Origin of the sequence: Stieleria maiorica, from assembly GCF_008035925.1 — a bacterium.
GTDB classification, from domain to species: Bacteria; Planctomycetota; Planctomycetia; order Pirellulales; family Pirellulaceae; genus Stieleria; species Stieleria maiorica.
The window spans coordinates 937,311-954,338 of record NZ_CP036264.1 but is presented as its reverse complement, the minus strand read 5'-3'; the positions used below and the strand labels follow the sequence as shown (position 1 = coordinate 954,338).

Here is a 17,028-nt window from a genome sequence, read left to right as displayed (position 1 = left end):
CTTCCTCCTTTCACCAATCTTTTCGATGCCCGTTCCGTCCGAAGCCGACGACCCGATCGACGAAGCGTTCGCAGCCTACCTGCGTTCTTGCGATGAAGGATCGGTCGGATCGCGGGACGAGTTCTTGGCGCAATTCCCCGAGATGGCCGAGGAATTGAGGAGTTTGATGGACGCCGCGGACGCCATCAATCGATTCACCGGGGCGGCCGCCGCCGATTCGGCTGATGTGGTCCAGGGCGGCGCCGCAGCCGACACCGTCGATGTGTTGGTGGCCGGTCCCGACGACTCCGGCGATGACCCGGCGGCGACGTTGCCCGAAGCGCATCGGGCCAAGGGCGACCCCGGTCCGACGCTGCCCTACACCCTGGGCGATTATGAATTGCTGGAGGTGATCGGACGCGGCGGGATGGGCGTCGTGTATCGCGCGACCCAGCGGATGCTCAACCGAACCGTCGCCGTCAAGATGATACGTGGCGGCATGCTGGCGTGTGAAAACGATGTGCGCCGGTTTTACACCGAAGCCCAAGCGGCGGCCCGCTTGCACCATCCCGGCATCGTCCCGGTGTACCAATTCGGTCACGAAGCCGGGCACCATTTCTTTTCGATGGCGCTGATCGAAGGAACCGATCTGCAACGCAAGATCAACGACGGTGAACTGCCGATCGACACCGCAGCACGCTACGTCCGCGACGTGGCACGGGCACTCGAGCACGCCCATCAAAACGATCTGCTGCACCGCGACATCAAGCCGGCAAACATCTTGATCGATCAAAAGGACCGGGTTCACATCACCGACTTTGGTCTGGCAAAGAATCTGGGCAGCGACAGCAGTGTGACCGGCAGCGGCGCGGCGGTGGGCACGCCCAACTACATGGCGCCGGAACAGGCCGGTGGGCACAGTGATCGTGCCACGCGACAAAGCGACGTGTATTCTCTCGGCGCGATTCTGTTCGCTTGTGTCACCGGTCGTCCGCCCCTGGTCGGCGACACGGTGGTGGACACCTTGATGCAGGTGGTTCACGAACCGCCGCCGACGATGCGTGCGTTTCGCAGCAACGTGCCGACCGATTTGGAAACGATTGTCGCCAAATGTCTTGAGAAAGAACCCCGCAAGCGCTATCAGACCGCCGGCGATCTGGCCGAGGACCTGGACGCGTTTCTGGAAGGCCGCCCCATTCTGGCGCGTCCCCGCGGGCGGCTCTTGAAAACCTGGCACTGGGTTTGCGGCGTCCCCCTGGTGGGCGCGCTGATCGGTCGAAAGGTGGTTCGCACCTCGCCGGGGCACCGACGATTCCAAGCCGCGATGCTGCTGCTGTTGGCCCTGTCGCCGTTCTTTTTTGTCATCGGCGCGATGCTTTGGAGCCGCCATATCGAAGCGATGCCGCAACGGGTGGTGTTGGCCGGTGGGCTGAAACAAGGTGTCTACACCGGGATCTCCCAGGCGATCGCCGATCGTTTGCAGCAGTCCGCCGGAGTGGCGGTGCAAGTGATCGAGACCGATGGCTCGTTGGACAATCGCAACCGATTGCTTGATCGTCAGGTCCAGCTGGCACCGATGCAGGCGTCGTCGATCAGCGGCGACGACCTGTGTGTGATCGCCCCGCTGATTTATGAAGCCGCGCATCTGCTCGTCCGCGCGCCCGATCTGGTGCAGCACGACAAACCGCTGAACATGCAAATGCTCGCCGGACGCAAAATCGCCGTCGGCCCCTACGGGAGTGGATCCCGTCGCACCGCGGACATGATCCTCGATTCGCTGAATCTTTCCGGCGATGACACGCCGCGCGAAGTCATCGCGTGGGAAAACTTGCAATCGCCCGACGCACCGGACATCGCCCTGATTTGCATCGGCCGCGGCAGCACGCTCGTTTCGGGTTTGTTGCAACAGCGATGGCGACTGGTCGCCATTCCACAAGGCATCAGCATTACGATGCAGCACCCGACCTTGCGGACGATCACGATCGATCCATCTCATTACCAGAATGCCGACATTCCCGAGGAGGGTTTGGCGACCGTCGGCACCACGGCGTTCCTGGTCACCCGACGTGACGCCCCCTCGGCCCTGGTCCAGACGACGCTGGAGTTGCTTTACCAACCACCGCGGTTGTTTTCCGATTTGATTCCCAGAGAACGCGCCGCCGAATGGCAGGGACTGGATCTCCATCATGCGGCACGACGTTATTTCGAATCGCTGGACACCCCATCGCGTTGACGTGTTGTCGATGGTCCCACGCGACGGGTGAACGCGGCGACACGCAGCGCCCCTCGCTCACGGGTCGAATGAATCAACATGCCGTCGACGGCGGTCGGCCGCCCCCCCGACGGTGCGTGCGACGTCGCCGAATCGTCACAACCTCACGCGATCGGCAAGCCTGCTAACCGTTCCATTCCACAAAACCGGTCTTCACGATTCTCCTCCGGTCGGGTTCGTTGGCGCAGGCGCGTCCAGCTTGATAACGCGAAACCTAGGGTTGGCTAAGTCTTCGGTCCCTAGGAACAAACCGCATGTCGCCGCAACCGCCTTCTCCACACGACGCGTCCACCGCCGAGGATCTCTCAGCGAAGAAGTCGCTCGATCAGTCCGGCGATGTGGCCAACGATCAACGGGATGATTCGGTGGGGTGGACCGACGCGGCCGAACGCCCAGCGGGAATTCAAGGCGAAAGCGAACATTCTCAATCGCTTCGCAGCAAGGTGGTTTTGGCTCTCGCATTGATGCTGGCCGTGGTCGTCGGCATCGATGAAATCGTCCGACAAAAGGTCATCGCGCCGGAATTTGCCAATCTGGAACGCGTCGCTGCACTCAAGGACACCAATCGCGTCCTGTCGGCGATCAACACCGAAGTCGAATTCCTGTCCGAAACGGCATCCCAAGATGCGATCCGAATCGAAACCCATCTTCGCCGATCATCGGCACGCGAATCGATGCAGCAGCTGGCCGCCGAGCTACCAGCGGGACTGCTCGGCCAGGGAAAACGCGTCGAGTGGGCAGCGATCCTCGATCACAGCGGTGAATGGACTTGGCTTTCAACCCGCGAAAGCGACACGGGAAACGCCTCCGAAGACGTGACCGAGACGACTGCATCACCGTCACAGCCGACACCGCCCGATCTGGCACAAATTGTCTTTCCAGGCATCATCCAGCGGATCGGGGCGCAGCGAAATTCGGCCGCCGACTCCAGCGACCTGTCCACCGTGCGCGGGATGACTCGTGGTAGTGACGAGCACTTGTATTTGTTCGCCGCCTTTCCGATTCATCGCAGCACCCTCGGACACTCGCGTCCGTCGGGTGCCGAACCATATTATGTCGTCGGTCGACGATTCGGCGACGCGGTGATGACGGACCTTCAGCAGCGGACCAGTGTCCTGTTTTCGGTCCAGCCGCTTCCCGAAGACGCTTCATTGCAGCAATCGATTGAGGTTGAACCGACCGACAGATCGCTGCTGTGTGTCAATTGGCCGCTGTTGAGCCCGTCCGGTCGCCCACTCGCTGAATTGAAAGTCCGATTGCCGCGAGAGGTCACCAGCCGCAGCAATCGCACCACCGCCTTTGCGCGGTATCTGTCACTATGTGGCGCCTGTGCTTCGCTGCTTTTGCTGTTGCTGCTGCTGCAACGGATCGTGATCGGACGCATCGAACGGATCCGCGAGCACACCGAGCAGATCGCGAGGATCGGATTGATTTCCGAAGAATCCAGTGCACCGGTGCTCCGCGTCGCCGGCCACGACGAGATCGGCCAACTGGCCCAGTCATTCGATCGCATGCGGACGCGTTTGGGAGACGCCCAGCGCCGCCTCTCGGATGCCTCGCACGCGGCCGGGATGAGCCTGGTTGCCGACACCGTGATCCACAACGTCGGAAACGTCCTGACAAACGTCAACAGCCTGATCGAAACCGCGACGCGCCGCGTGGAAGGGTTGCGAATCGAACCGCTGGAAAAACTCGCTGAGCGTCTCCGCGGTGAGGACGTCGACGAAGCCTTGCAAAAAGCGACCCCCGATTATCTGCATCGATTGAGCGCGACGTTGGAGGACGACAAAGACGACTTGGCCGCCCTGCTGCAAACGCTAAACGATAACATCCAGCACATCCATCAAGTGATCCGTGACCAGCGCCGCCATGCCAACCAGCCGATCAAGTGGGTGCACCTGGATGTCAATCGCGTGATTACCGAAGCGGTCCGATGCAGCCAGGCTCGGCTGGAAAAAGACAACGTTCTGGTTGATTTCACCTGCGACGTCGACGCGCGGATCTGGACCGATCGCTCGCTGTTGCTGCAAATCCTGATCAACATCATCACCAATGCCGGCAACGCCACGCAGCACATCCAAAACCGACAGCCGACCCTCGCGATCGATTTGGTCCGCAGGGCGTCGACCGTGCAGATTCGATTTCGTGACAACGGATGCGGGATGGACGAAGCCACCCTGGCACGTGTCTTTGACGCGCACTTCACGACGCGGCAATCCGGCAGCGGATTGGGATTGCACTTTTGCGCGATCGCCATGAAGCGGATCGGCGGGGCGATCCATGCCGAAAGCGACGGGCCCGACCGGGGCGCGACCTTCATCATCGAAGTGCCGGTGAATAAACCATCGTCTCAAAGCGACCCCGATCACGGCAATCCAGACCACTGCAACCAAGATTCAGATCTGGTCAATAGCGCCAACCGATCTCCCGACAGCAAGAACTGACGGGGAATCACGGAGAGAATAAATGACAGATTTCGAAACGGAACGCCGCGTTCTGATCATTGATGACCAATCACAGATTCACGAGACGTTTGCCAGAATCTTTCGCGCCGCGCAACGCAGCGAACACGAATTGGATGATTTCGAAGCGCGATTCTTGTTGGATGACAGCGAACAACCCGAATCGAGGACGACCAGTGCCCCGGTGTTTACGCTCACCCATGCCTACAGCGGCGAGGAAGGCGTCTACGAAGTCCAGAAATCGGTCGACGCGGACGAGCGTTTCTCGGTCGCATTTGTCGACATGCGAATGCCCAAAGGAATGGACGGCTTGGCCACGATCCGGCGGTTGTGGCGGATCGATGCCGATTTACAGGTCGTGATCTGCACCGCGTACAGCGACCATACCTGGGACGACATCGTCCGCACCCTCGGTTACAGCGACCGGTTGTTGTTACTTCGAAAACCCTTCGAACATGACGAGGCGCGTCAACTGGCGTTGGCCCTCAGCGAGAAGTATCGGTTGTCGATCCGCCAACAAGAAAAACTGGAATTGCTGAAAAACGAAGTCAATCGCCGTCGCAAAGCGGAATCAGAGCTGCGTGACATGGCGCATCGTGATGCATTGACGGCGCTTCCCAACCGCCCCTTTCTGATCGAAAAACTGGAACAGGTGCTGGCCAATCAAGGGCCGCGACGGCGGTCCTACGATGCGTTGCTGTTCCTGGATTTGGACAACTTCAAAATCATCAACGACAGCCTGGGACACGAGGCCGGGGATGATCTGTTGAACCAGGTCGCCGCCCGGCTTCAAGAATGTGTCCGCGATCATGACACCGCATCGCGCTGCAGCGATTCGGTCGAAACCCAAGACGACGGCGCCGGCGACGAAACCATCCGTTTGGGCGGCGACGAATTCGTCGTCCTGCTGGAACGCTTGGCCCATCGCGACGACGCCTTGCTGGTCGCCCGTCGTATCGTCCAGCGAATCTGCGAACCCTTTGAACTTGGGGACCGGCTGGTCACCGTCGGCACTAGCGTCGGCGTGGCGTTCATCGATGAATCGTTGACCGACGGCCACGAGGCGCTCCGCAACGCCGACACGGCGATGTACCAGGCCAAAAATTCGGGCAAGGGACAGATCGCAGTGTTCGACCAAACCATGCACGATGCCGTCGTCGCCCGGCACGAACTCGAAGCACAGCTCCGTGTCGCCCTGCGGGAAGAACGATTCGAATTGCGATACCAACCGATCGTGAACCTGAAAACATGCCAGATCCAGGGCGTGGAAGTCTTGTCCCGCTGGCGAGGCGCCGACGGGACCTACGTTCCGCCGAGCGAATTTGTGCCCGTCGCCGAAGAAATCGGTTTGATCAACCACTTCGGCGAATGGGTGCTCGAACGTTCGATGCGAGAATTCAGCGCGATGATGGCGTCGTTCTCCGACGACCAACGCCCCAAGGTCTACCTGGGCGTCAATATCTCGCGACGACAACTCGCCGACCCCTTCTTCATCGACCGACTGCAAGCGATCATCGATCGTACGCGATTCAAGTGGTCGCTGAAATTGGAAATGTCTGAAAACGGTGACTCGCGACACAACGAACGCTCGCTGCAAACGATGCTGGACCTGCACCAGAGCGGTGTCGGGATTCACATCGATGACTTCGGCAAAGGCAACTCGTCGTTGACGTGTTTCCACGACTACCCGATCGAAACCGTGAAAATCGATCGCACCTTTACCGCGTCGATCACCAGTGACCACGGCCACGCGATCATCACCCAGGCGATCGTCCAGCTCGCGCACCACCTGATGGCAAACATCGTCTGCCAGGGCGTCGAGTCGGCCGAACAAGTCAACTTGTTGCAACGCTGGGGGTGTGACCTTGCTCAAGGCTACATCTTTGCACCGCCCCTGGACATCGTCGAATTGGAACGCTTGCTGATCACGCCCGGTGAAAGCGACGGGATCAAAATCTTGAAGTCACTGGCCGCGGCACCGGTGGCGTTGCCCGGCGGTCCGACCACCGGAACGACCGGCGGCATTCAATTGCCGACGCGCTGAATCGTACTTTGTTCAGTTCCGGTCAGACACAGGTGTTCTACCGCAGCTCATTGCTCGGGTTCGTGCCGTAGCGGAAGCCGCCAAGGCTTTTGGCCTCCCGGCACGGCGTCACCGCGCCCGTACGCAGTTTTGGCGAGTTCCGCTACCCGAAACGCGCGGACCCCGCGGCCGTTACAATGACGATCCCGCCGATTCGTCCCACGACACGCCGCTGCCTCTCCCCAAGACCATGATCCCACGACTGTTATTCGCTTGCTTCGTTTTGATTCCCTTCACTGCCGGCACGGCTGTGGCTGATTCTCCCGGCGAGATCAAGAATGTGGTGATGATCGTCGCCGATGACCTGAAAGCAAGCGTGCTGGGGTGCTATGGCGACAACGTTTGTGCCACGCCCCATCTGGATCGTTTGGCCCGTGAGGGGATGGTCTTTCGGCGTGCCTATTGCCAGGGCACGTGGTGTCTGCCGTCGCGGATTTCGTTCATGTTCGGCCGCTATCAAGACAAGCAGAACGTGACGCTCGGCCAGCATTTGCAACGCCACGGGCTTAGCAGCACGCGAGTCGGCAAGATCTTTCACATGCGCGTCCCCGGTGACATCATCGCCGGGACCGACGGCCAAGATCATCCGGAATGCTGGTCCGCGCGCTTCAATTCCCCCGGCCCCGAGGCCCACACACCGGGCGAGTATGCGTGTTTGAACTTGAACGTCGTGACGCGTGATCTGGAAAACCGCCAATCGACCCGCATGCCGCATCGGATGTTCGTCTCGGTCAAGGGCGACGGCGACGGGCGTGAACAACCCGATTACAAATCCGCCAGCAAAGCGATCGAGTTGCTCGAACAACCGCACGATCGCCCCTTCTTCCTGGCCGTCGGACTGGTGCGACCGCATTACCCGATGGTCGCCCCCAGCGATTACTTCGATCCCTACACGATCGATCGCATCAACATGCCCGCCAACTGGCACGACGACACCAGCGACATCCCCAAGCTCGGAATTGCCAACACCAACAACCTGAAGAACTCGATCGGAAAGTATCCCGACAACCAGAAACGGATGTGGGCCGCCTACTACGCCAGTGTCACGTTCATGGATCGTCAAGTCGGACGCATCCTGGATGCCCTGGACGATTCACCGCATCGCGATCAGACCGCAGTGATCTTTACCAGCGACCACGGTTACCACCTCGGGGAACATGGGTTCTGGCAGAAAAGCAACTTGCACGAGGAAGTGATCCGTGTGCCGCTGGTGATTCGCGCCCCCGGAATGCCGTCGGGACAGACCGATTCGATCGCCGAGTTGGTGGATCTGTATCCGACGACCTGCGAGCTTGTCGGGGCGTCCGTCCCGCCGGCTGCCGAGGGGACAAGCCTGGTGCCGGTGCTGGCCGACGCAACCGCAACCGTGAAATCCGCGGCGTTCTCATTCCAAAATGGAATTTCGATTCGTACCTCCCGCTGGCACCTGATGCGCTATCGTGACGGCACGGAGGAACTGTACGACATGGACAACGATCCCGGTGAGACAGAGAACTTGGCCGGCGATGACCGATTCGCCGACGTGCTCACGGCGCTGCGGAAGCGGGTCGATCAGCGAAAGGCCCCCGGCCGATAGCGGCCCGCGAATGGCCCACCAATGCTCCAACGCAAAGCGGTGCCACAGCACAGCCCACGGTCGCGAAACGCACCGTTGATGGTGGATTCCAAGGATCGCCGCGCGTTGCATCCGGTCGGTATGTCTGTTGGTGAAAGAAGAACACCAAACCAGGGAACGACCTGTAGCCCAAAAAACGCGTATTGGGTCGCCGAGACGAAACGCGATAGTAGCCGAATCCGATCAAAAGAGCGGTTCCCGATGACAAGAAATTATTCGACATGACGATTATGGAACGTCCGGCCGAGAAGGGCCAACGGTATGCTGGCACATCGAAGCGAAACGATCGCCGAAAGCGAGGCTTTGTCCCTCAACCCGGCAAGGGTCGAATGTGGTAGCGGAATTCGCCAAGAATTTCGGCTTTTCCCGTGTGGACTGCTGCGAGTCGAAAGCCTTGCCGGCTTCCGCTACGGGTTGAGGGACAATGCCTAGCGGCGAGCCCGTCAAAGCGGTGAGGTCCGGCATCGCGAAGCGAGTAAACCAGTCGCAGCGCTGAGGTCGATGTCGGCCACAAGCAAACCCTCCACTCCGTAAGGTTGAAAGCACTGGACAGACCCATCCGGGCGCACGACGACCGACGTGGTTCCAGACCCGCTGCTCGCGGCGTTGACGGATGCGATATAGCACGTGTTTTCGGCGGCCCGGCAAAGCAGCGACTTCTCGTGGAACGTGTTCGCGGGGTCCGCGAAATCGACGGGGCGGTAACTCCCAGGCTCTGCAACGTGGGCGTGGGGGTGAAACACGACCTGCGCTCCCCGCCGCACGGCCCACCGCACCGTCTCCGGATACCTCCACCCCTCGTGGCAAATCACGACGCCAAAGGTTAACGGGCCTGTTGTGAAAACCCGGCGTCCGGTCCCATACGCGGGATATGTCGGTTCCTCCGAAGGGTCCAGTTGGACCTTGTCCTGCCAACCCAGCACGGTGCCGTCCGGTCCGAAAACACAAGCGGTGATCTGTAGGCCGCGTTCTGTCACGCGCTCGGTGCCCAAGATGACCGAGACATTTGCGTCTCGGGCAGCAGTGGCGATGTCGGCCCAAGCCCGCTGCAGAAACCCGGGATCGGGAGGTGGCAACTTGGTGCCCGGCCATCGATAACCGGGAACGAAGCACTCGGGAAAGCAGACCAAGACGGCTCCCCGTCGCCCTGCCTCGGCGATCGATGTTGTCGCGATCAGGACGGATTCGTCCGGGGTCGCGGACGCTCGAACGTTGGCGAGCGCGATACGGACTGTACTCATTGAAGCGTTCTGCTCAGACATAAGAGAAGGATACCGCGTTACCAGTGGCAGAAAGCATGGGTTAACCGGGCCCGAACGAGGGACCGTGCTTTCACAGTGCGGGTGAATGAGGGCTCCGGTTCAATCCTTTGGTATGCCTGCCCCGCCGACCATCGGCGAACTTCGCTCACTCATTTCGGGGCACACCAGTCACTCTCAAGTATCTTTCGTGCGTGATTTCCCAAGTCGTCGTTTTGTCTTGATTTGCGTTGAAGATTTCCAGCCGCACCGTGGCCTCGCTTCGGCCAGCCATCATGCGGAGACACTCCTGAAGGCTTTTTCCGCGGACACTGATGCCATGGATTTTCGCGATCGTAGCGTCCGGCTTCAAGCCCGCCTTTCCCGCTGGTGATGTTGGCCACACCGTTGTGATTCACGGCAAGCCCGATTCTTCATCCTTGTCCTATGCAAATCCGAGTCCGACTGTCTGGCGAACCCAATTGGTAACATTCTCATGTGTTACCCGAGAATCAACGTGCCAATGTAGATCGAGATGCCAGTCGTAAGAGAGTGCCAGCAATTGTTGACGAAGTATTTCCAACGGACGACGTGGAATCCGCAGGTATCTGAATCAATCATCTTGTTGCCTGACGTCAAGCGATTCGCCATGCCCGCAGCCGGCAAGGTCCTTGGCATCTGTCCAAGACCAACGCCTGGCTCACCGCGCAAGGCGTTTTGAGTTGCAAGAGCGGTAGGCCGAGTTTGCTCACCAACGCTCTACCGCCGTATGCAGACCCGCACGTCCGATCGATCGAGATTCATCTAGTGGGAGAACGGCCTGTGGTCACCGCGCCGGCGCGATCGACCTAGATTCAAAACAAATTCAACTCGCCGACTGCGGTGCACCATCTAGTTCGGGCGGTCAGCCACGACGACAGCTTGAGCCATCTTCGCTGATGGCCAATGCATTCGATTGGAAACACCCTGGGACATTCCACTTCGATGACGCTGCCGTTTTTCTGTACATGCGCAATGAAGCCCGGAGGGCTGGCACAGTGCTTGCCGGTGGTGTCAACCCTCGTTGTTATACACAATTCATTCCCCTGATCTGGTTGCATTTGGACCAAAGCTTCGCCAACAACTACTGATGTCGTAGAGTCGTTCCATGCCGCGCATGACCGTATCGGTGCCAGGTTCGTCATGTCGTGGTCGGTCGATGTAGCCGCCAAGCCGAGCGATCATGCGGACGATCTCCTTCAACGTCGGTGGTTTCTTTGGCGGATCTTTCCCGGTGACGATCTTGTATACCGGCTGCCATTCGTCGGCTACGAATACTGCTTCACAGCTGACGTCTGGACATTGGCGACCGATCCGCACGCTGTAGAACGTTCGCCACGCCAAGATCATCGAAACAGCGAGACAACGCTCGAATCGTTCGATCTTTTCAAACCGCTTTGCTTCGATGCGAGTGCCTGATTTGAGAGTTCGGAAGAATACTTCGATCAACCAGCGAATGCAGTAGTAAGACAACACCAGCTCAATCTCTTCCTTGTTCGAAATCGGCATATTGGTCAGCAACAGCCAACTGATAGGCGTATCCCCTTCAGGCGGATCGATCTCGTGAGCCCAAATCGCGTTGACTTTCGTGGGCCGTAGGTGTCGATCGGGCCGATAGGGGTTCTTCAGTGTCAGCGTCGTTGCACGCACCTCGAGTTCGCATTGGCGTGCCTCTCGCGGTTGATTGCGTGCTCGTTTGTCACAGGCTAACTTGGGTTGGTGCGAACGAATCGTTATCGCTTTGGTGTAGCGTACTTTGCTCGCGGCGAGTTTTTCATGCAGATTTCCTGATGGCCGACCGTGCTGATCAACGATCGAACGGTCATAGCAACTGCGAATAATCCACCAAAAGTTCTTTGGAGAATCGGAATTACACTCGATGACTTCAAAAATGTCCGCTTCGCTGTCAGCCACGCAGACAACTTGCGTTTCGGGGTGCTCGCTAGCGATTAACTGTGCTTCGCGGTGGTTTTCAAGCCATCGCAGAGACTCCTTCTCTTCAATCGGCACTTTCTTTCGATCATCGGCTTTTGACGGACCTTCCTCGCGAGTCCAAAGTTCTGCTGCAACGGTTCCTAAGGGCGTGCCGGTGGGAGTGAACGCCATCAGCGGGTGAAGCAACTCGCCGTAGCGTGAACTGCCATCTAGCGGACCGGCCCCTTCTACTTGCGTGTTAGGTTTCGTCAAATCCAGTTCCGTCGTATCGTGAGCCAAGATGACAACTTCTTGCTCAGCAAGACGCTTATAGCAGGCATCTATATGGGGCGCTAAAATGTCCTCAAAGCAGATCGCATCGTTATCAAAAAGTCGGTAGGCTGCCGTTGTTTCGTTGTGTCCTGCGCCGACTGCAGCAGGAATGCTCTTGCTCGGCAAACCAGCCATGGCGGAGAGCACTTCGGCAAGTCGTTCATTTCGTCTCTTGTCGCCAAGATCCACCGTTTCTAATTCGTCAATCACCCATTGGCTCACCATCGCAAACACTCCGTTGCTAGCTGTCGTGCACCTGAACTCCCTGTGAGCAACAGTTTGAGCGATTTCGCGAATCAATACATCATCAAAAATTTGTGTATAACAACGAGGGCGGACGCCACCGGCAAACACTCTACCGGCCCTCCGGGCCTCAGACACATCACCCGGGTAGCCGGTCCGTTGGATTCAGCAATCACTTTACGGTCGTCATCTCAGGCGTGGGTTTGTCGACTTCGGCCGAGTCGACCGTGCACCTGTCGAACCGTGACTTCAGGAGCGAACAACAGGAAACAGAGGTCTGATGAAATCCCGGTGGCCGCAAGCTCGGGTACTGGCATTAGCGCTCATCGGTGTTCATTAGCGGTGCCAAAACGCCGAAAACACGAACCGCTAATCCAAGCGAATGAACGCTAATCTCGGAACCCGATTCAAGCAGTCGAGAGCGTGAACAATCAATTATTGGTGGTCCGACCGAGGAAAAAAGCACGTATTCCGTGGTTGGACCGCGGAACACCTCCCGCCACCCGATGGCAGGGGCTGGCGGTGTCGCGGTCAAGGTTGGGGCTTCGGGTTCGCGTTGAAGCGGTTCAGACGCGACGGGCCTTGGTGGCGGATGAGGCCATGAATTGGAGGGAAAGAGGGTCAAAAGATGAGCGCGGTGGGGGGAGTGATTTTTTGACCACCCCATTTTTTGCCCCCCATTGCCGCGTCCGCTCCGACACCGCCGACGCTCCGCCGGATTGACCTTGCGCTGGAGCCGCGTTTCTTCGTACCCTCGCCCAAAGCGCTTTTTCGGGAAATGGATTATCTGTGCGGCAGGCACAAGGATGTGACCGTGGTGAGAGACGACTATTTGCTGGATGATCTCGAGCGATCGCAGCTCGACGCCACTCGGCGGCGACGTGCCAATCGCTCCCGACGCTATTATCGAATGCTCTTGCTAGCACTCGGATTTCTCGCCCTGCTCGCGCTCGCCGCCCCCAGCCTGGTCAGCCACACCGGGATCGCGCGCTCCATCCTGGCATCAAACGCCGGGACGTATGGCTGGACCGCATCGGCCGAGTCGATCGATGTCGGCTGGATCACGCCGCTGTCCATCCGAGGATTGAAGCTGACCGGCCAATCGGGCGAAACGATCGTGCAGATCGATCGCGCCGACACCGCGTTGACGGTGATGCAATTGCTGAACCTGAATCCGGCGTCGATCGGCGAAGTGTCACTGCGCGGCGTCGCGCTGGCTTGCAGCGTCGCCGATGGTCGGTCGTCGATCGAGTCGGACTTGGCGACTCTGCTGGAGCCGAGCGATCAACCGCAGACACTGGTCCGTGCGTCGATCCAAATCCAAGACTTCGGTGCCACTGCGACCGATTCGATCACCGGCGACGCCTGGTCGCTGAACCAATCGAATGTGAACGTCAGTCTTGATGGCAACCGGATCACCGCAGAGGTCGCCGGGGTGGTCAATGAACCGGGCGGCAGCGGCGGCGCGATCCAAAGCCAGTTCGTCTGGCAAGACGGCTCGGAGGACCTGTGGAATCTTTCGTTCGATACCGAGTCGTTTCCGCTGTCGGTCGCCAATCTCGTCGCGCGACGATTCGCCGGCGCGGTCGACGGACTGCCACAGCAATTCTCCGGCGACACGACCGGCCGCTTGAAACTGGTCGGTGCCCCCGACGGGGCCGTCAAAGCCAGTTTGGGTGACGTGCGGATTCGCAACCTGAAAACACTCTTCGCGTCGACCGGCGATGCATCCGGGCAAGCAGGGACCGTGCAAAAACAATGGAACAACGAACTGGCGACACTCGACGGCGACGTCGCACTCTCGGGCGGTTGGTTGCTCGGCCAGGGGCTGGAGCTGACCACCGACTTCGCCTCGGCGACACTCGACGGTTCGTTTCCGACCACGATCTCCCTGGTCGGCTCGGACGACAATCCGCTCAGCTGGCTGCAAGCCCTGGACGGTAAAGCGCGCGTCGACGTCGATTTGGCGTCACTGGATCAAGCGCTGCCGGGGCTGATCCCGCTGCGCAGCAACGTCACGTTGGTGTCCGGTCGGGCAAGTGGCATCATCGACAACAGTGCCGCGTCATCTGGATCCGGCAGCGCAGCGACGCGGCGCAGCAATCTGACATTGTCGAGCAACTCGTTGCGCGCCCGCGCCGACGGACGGATCGTGGTGATCGATCCGATCGAATTGTCGGCCACGGTCACCGACGACAAGGGGGCGCTTCGTGCGGAGCGATTCGACGTCAAGAGCTCGTTCGCCAACGCATCGGGATCGGGGACACTGCAAGACGGAACGGCGGAATTGCGAATCGATTTCGGTCGGCTGTACACGATGCTTCGGCCGGTCATCGATCTGTCAGACCTTTCACTCGGCGGGACCGCCGACGCCCAGGTGCGTTGGACCGTCAATCGCACTCCCGATGGACGATCCGACCAGTGGGATCTGATCGGCAACGGCGAAGCGAACAACTTGTTGGTCACCCTGCCCAGCGGACACCGTTTCAAACGCACGATCGTGCAGGGCGACGTGGCGGCCAAAGGGCAATGGAACGGCCGAACGTTGGAGCAGTTGAGCAGCGCCGACGTCGGGATCCGCAGCGGCGGTGTTTCTTTACGCGCCGCATTGCTCTCGCCGGTGTCGCGGCCTGACGCCGATTCGATTTACCCGGTTCGATTGGAGACCGATGGACGGCTGGAGAATCTAAGCGAATCGCTGCGGCCCTGGCTGCCCGACCCTCTTCGCAGCGCCGAGGGCCGATTGACGGGATCGGTAATCGCCAAGGTCAGCCGTTCGGGCGGCTCGCTTTCCAAAGCCGAATTCGTCGTCAGCCAGCCACGCGTCAATTATGACAGCCACTGGTACGTGCAGCAGAGTGTGACGGTCAATTTCAACGGAGTGCTCGACTGGCCGAGCGGCAATTTTGCCTCACAGGAACTGACGGTGCGCGGCGAAGCGTTGTCGTTGGCGGTGCGCGGTGAAGCGAGTCGCGAGAAAACGAACTTGGACATCGCATGGAACGCGGACTTGAAACGGTTGCAAGAAAGCATTGGGGCGACGATCGCACGCGCGGCATCGACCAACGTCGCCCGGCCGATCAGTTACCGGCCGGTCCAGGACAACGCCTACATCGTCAGCGGATTGTCCAGCGGAAAACTGAATCTGACCGGCGGTCCGGTCCAGTGGAACATCGACGCATCGGCCTCTGCGACCAACGTCTCCATTCACTCGCCGTCGGACCAGCGCAACTACCCGCCGGGGACGCCAGCGGGGGCTTACGGCCCGAACCCGCGACCGACGTTCGGCCAAGGTTTCGGAAACACGCAACAGACCCCGACGGGAGATCTGTTGTGGCAGGAACCTCGGCTGAAAGTCGACGGTCGGATGCAATACAACACCGAAACCGGGATCCTCGGGCTGCCGGAACTGCAAATCGCCAGCGACGGCTTTGCGGGCACGTTGACCGGCGAAGTGACGACGAAAGGAGAGGCGTCTTCGGTGCGGCTGTCCGGCCCCTCGCGTTGGAAGATGGACGTCGTGGCCGCGCGGCTGGCCAATTTGTTGGGAACGTCGATCCAGGCCAGTGGCATCCACGAAGCGCCGATCGAATTGCTGTGGTCGACGTCGGCTGCCCAAGACGCGTCCCTGCGGATCAAGGGAGAACTCGGTTGGGACCAATGCGAAGTGGCTGACATCCGTATCGGGGCAACAAAGCTGCCGTTCCAGATGACCGATCAATCGCTCCAGATCAACCGCACCACGTTCCCGATCCTTTCGCTCGGCACGACCAGTTCCGCCGCGACCACCGAAGCGGGCCAAGTCGAATTGGCCGCTCACGTCGATTACACGGCCAGCCCGATGACCGTCCGACTGGCGCCGGGGGCCAAAATCAAGTCGCTGCGGATCACGCCGTCGACCGCCGCGGGATGGTTGAAGTATTTGGCCCCGTTGGCGGCCAACGCGACCAGCATCGACGGGGCGATCGCCGCCGAGTTCGACGACGCGGTGTTGAATGTCGACGATCCCTACGCAAGTGTGGTTCGCGGCCGGATGGACATTCAAACGATGCGACTGGCATCGGGGCCGCTGGCGAATCAGTTGATCCAAGGCGTGGAGCAGATCAAGTCACTGGCACGACTGACCGGTGGGCAAGCCGAACCGGCGAGCGCGAAGACGTTGATCGAGATGCCGCCCCAAAGTGTCGAGTTCAGTTTTGAAAACGGAGTCGCCACCCACCAGCGGATGTATTTCAAAATCGATCGCGCGAATTTGATGACCAGCGGACGCGTGGCCACCGACAGCAGCATCAATCTGGTCGCCCAAGTTCCGCTGGATGCCCGTTGGCTGGGCAGCGATCTGAAAGGCTTGGCCGGTCAGACCTTGACGTTCCCCATCACCGGAACGCTCGATCGCCCCAAGCTGGACGACACCGCGGTCCGCGCCGTGATGACCGAACTGGGCAGCAAGGCCGGCGCCGAAGTGATTCAAAACCGGCTCGACGGGCTGATCCAAAAACAACTCGGTTCGGGGATGGAGCAACTTAATTCAGGGCTGGAAAAAATCCTTGGGTTTTGAGGTGGCACGTGGAGGCAAAACCTTCCCTGGCAGTGGGCTGGCGAAAATCAATGCAACTTGGAACGTTGCGTAGGTTCGGGGACTTTCAACGATTCTGCTGGATCCCTTGATTGCAAATTGCAAACTGTTCATTGCAAATTTCAAATTTGCCGGGAATCGTCGCTCAAATCATTTCGCAATTTGCATTGTTCATTTTGCAATTTTCAATCGTTGCCGGTTCACCAGTTTTCAACGCCACGTACTTTTCATCAGGCCACCCTGGCAGGGAGGGTGTCGCCTCTTAACTTGACGC

Annotated in this window: 7 protein-coding genes; 5 read left to right on the top strand and 2 right to left on the bottom strand. The window is 59.5% G+C overall.

Annotation, left to right across the window (positions count from 1 at the left end; translation table 11 throughout):
• Positions 1 to 25: 25 nt before the first annotated feature.
• The 4 genes from Mal15_RS02980 (at position 26) to Mal15_RS02965 (ending at position 8,372) form a co-directional block, all read left to right on the top strand.
• Complete coding sequence (locus Mal15_RS02980; RefSeq protein WP_147866396.1) at positions 26 to 2,212, top strand: serine/threonine-protein kinase; 2,187 nt, start codon at positions 26 to 28, stop codon at positions 2,210 to 2,212.
• A 293-nt stretch (positions 2,213 to 2,505) separates the two neighbouring features.
• Positions 2,506 to 4,695, top strand: a complete 2,190-nt coding sequence (locus tag Mal15_RS02975) for a sensor histidine kinase (RefSeq protein WP_147866395.1) — start codon at positions 2,506 to 2,508, stop codon at positions 4,693 to 4,695.
• A gap of 22 nt (positions 4,696 to 4,717) precedes the next feature.
• Complete coding sequence (locus Mal15_RS02970; RefSeq protein WP_147866394.1) at positions 4,718 to 6,757, top strand: putative bifunctional diguanylate cyclase/phosphodiesterase; 2,040 nt, start codon at positions 4,718 to 4,720, stop codon at positions 6,755 to 6,757.
• Positions 6,758 to 6,986: 229 nt separating this feature from the next.
• Positions 6,987 to 8,372, top strand: coding sequence for a sulfatase (locus Mal15_RS02965; protein WP_147866393.1), 1,386 nt, complete (start codon positions 6,987 to 6,989; stop codon positions 8,370 to 8,372).
• Between the two features lie 482 nt (positions 8,373 to 8,854).
• Here the strand turns inward: Mal15_RS02965 and Mal15_RS02960 are convergent, their stop codons facing one another.
• Both Mal15_RS02960 and Mal15_RS02955 read right to left on the bottom strand, forming a co-directional pair.
• Entirely contained in the window at positions 8,855 to 9,652 is a 798-nt protein-coding gene (locus Mal15_RS02960; RefSeq protein ID WP_147866392.1) for a carbon-nitrogen hydrolase family protein, read from the bottom strand.
• Positions 9,653 to 10,726: 1,074 nt separating this feature from the next.
• Complete coding sequence (locus tag Mal15_RS02955) at positions 10,727 to 12,160, bottom strand: IS4 family transposase (protein ID WP_147866391.1); 1,434 nt, start codon at positions 12,158 to 12,160, stop codon at positions 10,727 to 10,729.
• A gap of 835 nt (positions 12,161 to 12,995) precedes the next feature.
• Between Mal15_RS02955 and Mal15_RS02950 the strand changes: the two genes are divergently transcribed.
• The gene (locus Mal15_RS02950; protein WP_147866390.1) at positions 12,996 to 16,736 is read left to right on the top strand and encodes a translocation/assembly module TamB domain-containing protein; all 3,741 of its coding nucleotides are present in this window, start codon (positions 12,996 to 12,998) and stop codon (positions 16,734 to 16,736) included.
• The last annotated feature ends 292 nt before the right edge of the window (positions 16,737 to 17,028 follow it).